Source organism: Xanthomarina sp., from assembly GCF_035306705.1.
Taxonomy (GTDB): domain Bacteria; phylum Bacteroidota; class Bacteroidia; order Flavobacteriales; family Flavobacteriaceae; genus Xanthomarina.
On sequence record NZ_DATGNO010000075.1, the window covers coordinates 1 to 6,433 of the forward strand.

Below are 6,433 nucleotides of genomic sequence, written 5' to 3' on the forward strand. Positions count from 1 at the left end.
GTTCAAGATCTTGATGGGACGTTTGTGAAAAACCCAAAATTGGAAACACTAATAATAAAACGAACTTCTTCATATAAATGCGAGCGAATAACAAAAGTAATCTTTCTATGCGATTTAAAAAATGCCTATTTTCACACAAGCGAAATTACTTTTTTTGCTTTTCCACTTTTTTTGGAACGTATTTTGAGTAAGCCTTAATACAAAAATTTGCAAATGAAAAACTATATAGCCATTATAACCATCCTTCTTTTTGCTCAATTCTCTCATGCTCAAGACAAGCATTATGAAAAGCTATGGAAACAAGTTCAAACCTTTGAAACTGACAATTTACCAAAATCTGCTTTAAAAATTGTTGACCAAATTGAAACTTTAGCCATAAAAGAGAACAACAAACCCCAACAAATTAAGGTGTTGCTTTTTAAAAGCAAGTTTGCTTTAATTTTAGAGGAAGATGCGCAACTGAAAATTATAACCGATTTTAAAACGGCTATTTCCCAGAATGAAGCTCCCGTAAAAAATGTATTAGAAAATATGCTCGCAACCATTTATTGGCAATATTTTCAAGAAAACAGATATAAATTTTACAATAGAACCAAACTAGAAGATAAAGCAGTTGCTACCGATTTTAGAACCTGGGATTTGCAAACGCTTTTTTATGAAATTCAACTAAATTATACCAACTCTTTAAAAAACAGCTCTCTTTTACAAGAAGAAGATTTAAGTCTTTATTCCAGTGTTTTACTAGAGCAAAAAGGTTCTAAAACGTACAGACCAACTTTGTTCGATTTATTGGCTCATAATGCTTTGGAATTTTATCAAACCTCCGAAAACAGTATCACGAAACCTGCTTATAAATTTCAAATAAATCAAGAAACTTATTTAGGCAATGCCAAGAGTTTTTCAAATTTAAACATCACTTCACAAGACGCGACTTCTTTGGAATTACAAGCTTTAAAGTTGTATCAGGAATTAATTAAATTTCATTTAAAAGACACCAAGCCCGAAGCTTTAGCCGATGTAAACATTTTGCGTTTCAACTTTGTAAAGACACATGCCACCTTTCAAAACAAGGACAAGTTGTTAATTGAAGCATACAAAACAGAAGCTGAGCAAATAAAAACACATGAAACTTCTGCTTTATATAGTTTTGAAATTGCGAACATTTATTATAGCCAAGGACAAGATTATCAGCCTATAACTAACGAAACCAATCGATGGAAAATTAAGGATGCTGTACAACTATGCAATAGCATTATTAAAGAATTTCCAGAAAGTAGAGCTGCTGAAAAGAGCCGGATTTTATTGAAACAAATAAATCAGGAAACACTTCAAATTTTTGCTGAGAATTACTTACCTATTCAACAAGACGCTAAAATATTAGTGACTTATAAAAACATAAATACCCTCGAGTTTAATATCTATAAATTATCTGAAAAACAATTTATAAACTTTAACGAAAGTTATCGAACTCAAGAAAAATTAGACTTTATCAATAAGCTAAAAGTAGAAGTTACTTGGAAAAGTTTTCTGAAAAATGAATTGGATTATCAGCAACATAGCACAGAAATTCTTTTACCTAAATTAAAAAATGGACGGTATTTAATTGTTGCTAAAACTAATTCCAAAGAAAACACCTTTGCTTACAAAATACTCCAGGCAACCAATATTGCTGTCGTTGAGAAAACAGGAAACGACAAGCAATTATATCAGTTTATAAATAGAAATACTGGAGAACCTTTAGCCAATCTAGACGTTAAAATATCTTACGTAAAAAACTATAAAAATAACGGAAGCAGTAAAACTTTCACTACGAATTCGTTAGGTGAAATTGAATTAATTAAAAGTAATAATTCATGGTCCAACATGATCATGGAGGCTACTTGTGCTGACGAAAAAGCATATTTTGGCCAATACTATTTGAACAGAAAATATGAACCATACACACACGAAGAAAATGATAAAGGTTTTGTTTTTACAGACCGAAGCATCTACAGACCTGGACAAGTTGTATATTTTAAAGGGATTGCCGTAAAAACTATAGATGGAAAAACGAGAGTTATCCCTAACGAATTATTTTACATTGAGGTTTACGATACAAACGATACTAAAGTTTCTGAACTAGAATTAAAATCCAATGAATATGGTTCTGTATCGGGGGAATTTATTTTGCCGACCTCCGGTTTAAACGGAAGCTATTATATTCATTTTTATGGCGATAAGAATAATATTGATGTCAATCATTATTTTTCTGTTGAAGAATACAAGCGTCCAAAATTTGAAACCCAATTTAAACCTGTTACAGACTTGTATAAAGTCAACGATTCTGTTACCATAAAAGGTCATGCTTTGGCTTATGCCGGAAGTAATATTACCAATGCCAAAGTAATTTACAGAGTGCATAGAAAAGTACAATATCCGCGATGGTATTATTGGTACAGACCAGCTTTTTTTAGTGAACCACAGGAAATAACGCATGGAGAAAGTACGACTAACGAGAAAGGTGAATTTGAAATTACTTTTAAAGCCCTTCCAGACTCTAGTGTAAATAAAGATAATCTCCCAATTTTCAATTATGAAGTAACCGCAGATGTTACCGATTTAAATGGCGAAACACGCTCGGCAACAACCATCGTAAATGTTGGTTATCACGCTTTGCTTGCCACCGTTTCTATAGAGGCCTCTTTAGATAAGTTAAAAAAAGACCACAAACTTTATATCGACACCAAAAATCTAAATGGCGAATTTGTTCCTGCTCAAGGCCAAATAAAAATCTACAAACTAGAAGCGCCTGAATCTGTATTGCGAACAAGACCATGGAAAGCTCCGGATTATCAGGTACTTTCTGAAGCAGAATTTAAAGAGAAATTTCCTTATGAAGCTTATAGCAATGAGGACAACCCAAATAATTGGAAGAAAGGTATTCTAGTATTTGAAAAATCCTTCAACACAGAAAAGTCCAAAGAACTTGAATTAGGAAGTATTAAAAAGTGGGAATCTGGCCAATATCTTATCGAGCTAGAAAGCAAGGACAAATTTGGTCAAGAGGTCAAAGATCAAACTAGAACAACTCTTTTTAGCGACACAGATAAAACGCTTGCAGACAAGCAACTTTTTAGTATATCAACCAATAAAGAAAATTATTCTATAAACGAAACGGTCGAACTTACTTTAGCTTCAGCTGCAGAAAATCTAACAATTACTGTTGAAATTGAAAAGAACAAACAAACTTTAAAAACATATGTTCTTCCATTAAACAACAATAAGAAAACCATAAGCATTCCTGTAAATAAAGAAGATTTAGGAGGTTTTGTTGTTCATTATAGTTATGCGTTTCAGAATAGTTTTGGCTATGGAACCAAGCCTGTTTCTGTGCCATATCCTAAAACCGATTTAGAGATTGAAACCAAAACCTTTAGAGATAAATTGCAGCCAGGACAAGACGAAACCTGGAGTTTTAAAATTAAAGGCCCAAAAGGAGAACAGGTTTCTGCCGAGTTATTGGCAAGCATGTACGATATGTCTTTAGACCAATTTAAATCTCATGACTGGTCGTTTAATCCAATTTCAACCTCAATTTATTATTCCAATTATCATAGAAATGCTAGAAATAGTTTTTCTACGGAAGGATTTAGGGTTGAAAATTTACAGCGAATTTATTTAAACTATCCTCAAAATAGTTACGACCAATTAGATTGGTTCGGGTTTAGTTTAACAAACTCTTGGGCAAGACATCAATATCTTAGAAATATAAAAAAAACAGCCTCTTATAATAGTTCTATCAAAGAAGGATGGGTTAATGGAACTATATATGATGAATCTGGCTTGCCCTTACCAGGTGTAAATATTGTAATAAAAGGAACATCCAATGGCGCTCAAACCGATTTTGATGGTCATTTTTCTATAGCAATTAAAAAAGGAGAAATACTCGTGTTTCAATTTGTTGGATATACCACAATAGAATATTCTATAGATAAGGATAATTCTTTGAGTCTATCTATGTCTCCTGATGTCACTTCTATTGATGAAGTTGTTGTTACTGCTTTGGGAATGAAACGTGGAAGAAAAAATATAGGTTATGCACCTGAAAGCATGCAATCTAAAAGCATGGAGGATTCAGCAGAACTTGAAGAAACTGTTGAAACTAAAAATCCTGAAGAAGCAAATCCTGTCAAAGAGGATTTCTCTCAAGTTATAATCCGTAAAAACCTTCAAGAAACAGCCTTTTTCTTTCCCCAATTACACACAGATGACAAAGGCAACGTGAGTTTTAGTTTCACAACTCCAGAAGCTTTAACTAAATGGAAACTACAATTATTAGCGCATACTAAAAACTTAGAGTCTGCTACAACCAGCTTAGAAACCGTGACTCAAAAAGAACTCATGGTACTTCCAAATGCCCCTCGTTTTTTACGTCATGGCGATGAGATTACCATTAGCACTAAAATTGCAAACCTGACTAAAAAAGAACTTTCAGGACAGGCTATTTTACAACTTTTTGATGCAACTAATGGAAAAACCATTGACGCCAAACTAAACAATACGGCAAACACAAAAGCTTTTACTGTGGAAGAACAAGGAAACACAGAAGTATCTTGGAGTCTTTCCATTCCAGATGATGTCGATGCCGTTCAATATAAAATAATTGCCAAAGCAGGAAATTATAGCGATGGAGAACAAAATGCGCTTCCTGTTTTAACCAACAGAATGCTGGTTACCGAAACCTTACCTATGTGGATACGTTCTAACGAAACCAGAACCTTCACACTAGATAAACTAAAGACGAACATCTCAACAACTCTAAAACATCATAAATTGACGTTGGAAATGACTTCAAATCCAGCTTGGTATGCGGTGCAAGCACTTCCTTATCTCATGGAATATCCATACGATTGCAATGAGCAGGTATTTAGTCGTTTTTATGCAAATTCCTTGGCACGTCATATAGCAAATTCCAATCCTAGAATCCAAGAGGTCTTTAAGCAATGGGCTTCCACAGATGCCTTGCTTTCTAATCTAGAAAAGAATCAAGAATTGAAATCCATTCTTATTGAAGAAACGCCTTGGTTGCGAGATGCTGAAAGTGAAACCGAACAAAAGAAACGGATTGCCTTACTTTTCGACTTAAATAAAATGACTAGTGAATTACAAGCGAACATTAAAAAATTAGAACAAAACCAAATGCCTAATGGCTCTTGGGCTTGGTTTCAAGGAGGCAGACCCAATCGCTTTATTACACAGCAAATTATTACTGGATTTGGACATTTAGAAAAATTGCATGTGACACCAAGTACCAACGAAGCATCCATGATTAAAAAAGCTATCGCTTATCTAGACAAGGAGTTTGTTCAAGAATACAAAGACATTACAAAATACAACTCCAAAGTGGATTTAAACTTAGACCATTTAAGTTATACGCAGTTGCATTATTTATATATGCGAAGCTTTTTTCCAGACATTAAAAAATCGAAGGAAGTTGAAAATATCATCTCCTATTATCAAACGCAAATTCAAAAATACTGGACCAATCGTTCATTGTATTCCAAAGGGTTGATGGCATTGATTTCGCATAGAAATCAGGATAAAATCACAGCTTCTAAAATTTTAAAATCCTTAAAAGAAAACAGCATTACCAATGATGAATTGGGCATGTATTGGAAAGAAAACACGGCTTCATGGTTTTGGTACCAAGCACCCATTGAAACTCAAGCCTTAATGATTGAAGCGTTTTCAGAAATTGAAAAGGATGTAGAAACTATCGAAAATCTAAAAATCTGGCTGCTAAAAAACAAGCAAACCAACAGTTGGAAAACTACCAAAGCAACAACTGAAGCAGTTTATGCTTTATTGCTTCAAGGAAGCGACTGGTTGTCTGTTACAGATATGGTTGATGTGGTTATCGGCGGAAATAAAATTGAACCTTCAAAATTAGAAGATGTGAAGGTAGAAGCTGGAACAGGTTATTATAAAACCTCTTGGACAGGTTCTGAAATTAAACCAAATATGTCAGAAGTCACCTTAACCAAAAAAGGCGAAGGCATTGCTTGGGGAGGTTTATATTGGCAATATTTTGAGGATTTGGATAAAATCACTTCAGCTGACACACCTTTAAGTCTTAAGAAAAAACTTTTCTTAAAAACCAATACAGATCTAGGCGAAGAAATTTCAGAAATATCAAATAACACACCTTTAAAAATAGGCGATTTAGTCCGTGTTCGAATTGAATTAACAAGCGATCGCGCTATGGAATTCCTTCATATGAAAGATATGAGAGCAAGTGGTTTAGAACCTATTAATGTGTTATCTCAATACAAATGGCAAGATGGCCTAGGTTATTATGAAAGTACTAAAGATGCTGCTACCAACTTCTTTTTTGATTATTTACCAAAAGGAGTTTATGTGTTTGAATACGATTTACGCGTTACAAATGCTGGGA

2 protein-coding genes are annotated in these 6,433 nt (G+C 33.8%); both read left to right on the forward strand.

What is annotated here, in order from left to right; all coding sequences use genetic code 11:
* A partial coding sequence (locus tag VKY47_RS06465) for a hypothetical protein (protein ID WP_324311375.1) occupies positions 1 to 198 on the forward strand: 198 nt, incomplete at its 5' end.
* A 15-nt stretch (positions 199 to 213) separates the two neighbouring features.
* A partial coding sequence (locus VKY47_RS06470; RefSeq protein ID WP_324311377.1) for an alpha-2-macroglobulin family protein occupies positions 214 to 6,433 on the forward strand: 6,220 nt, incomplete at its 3' end.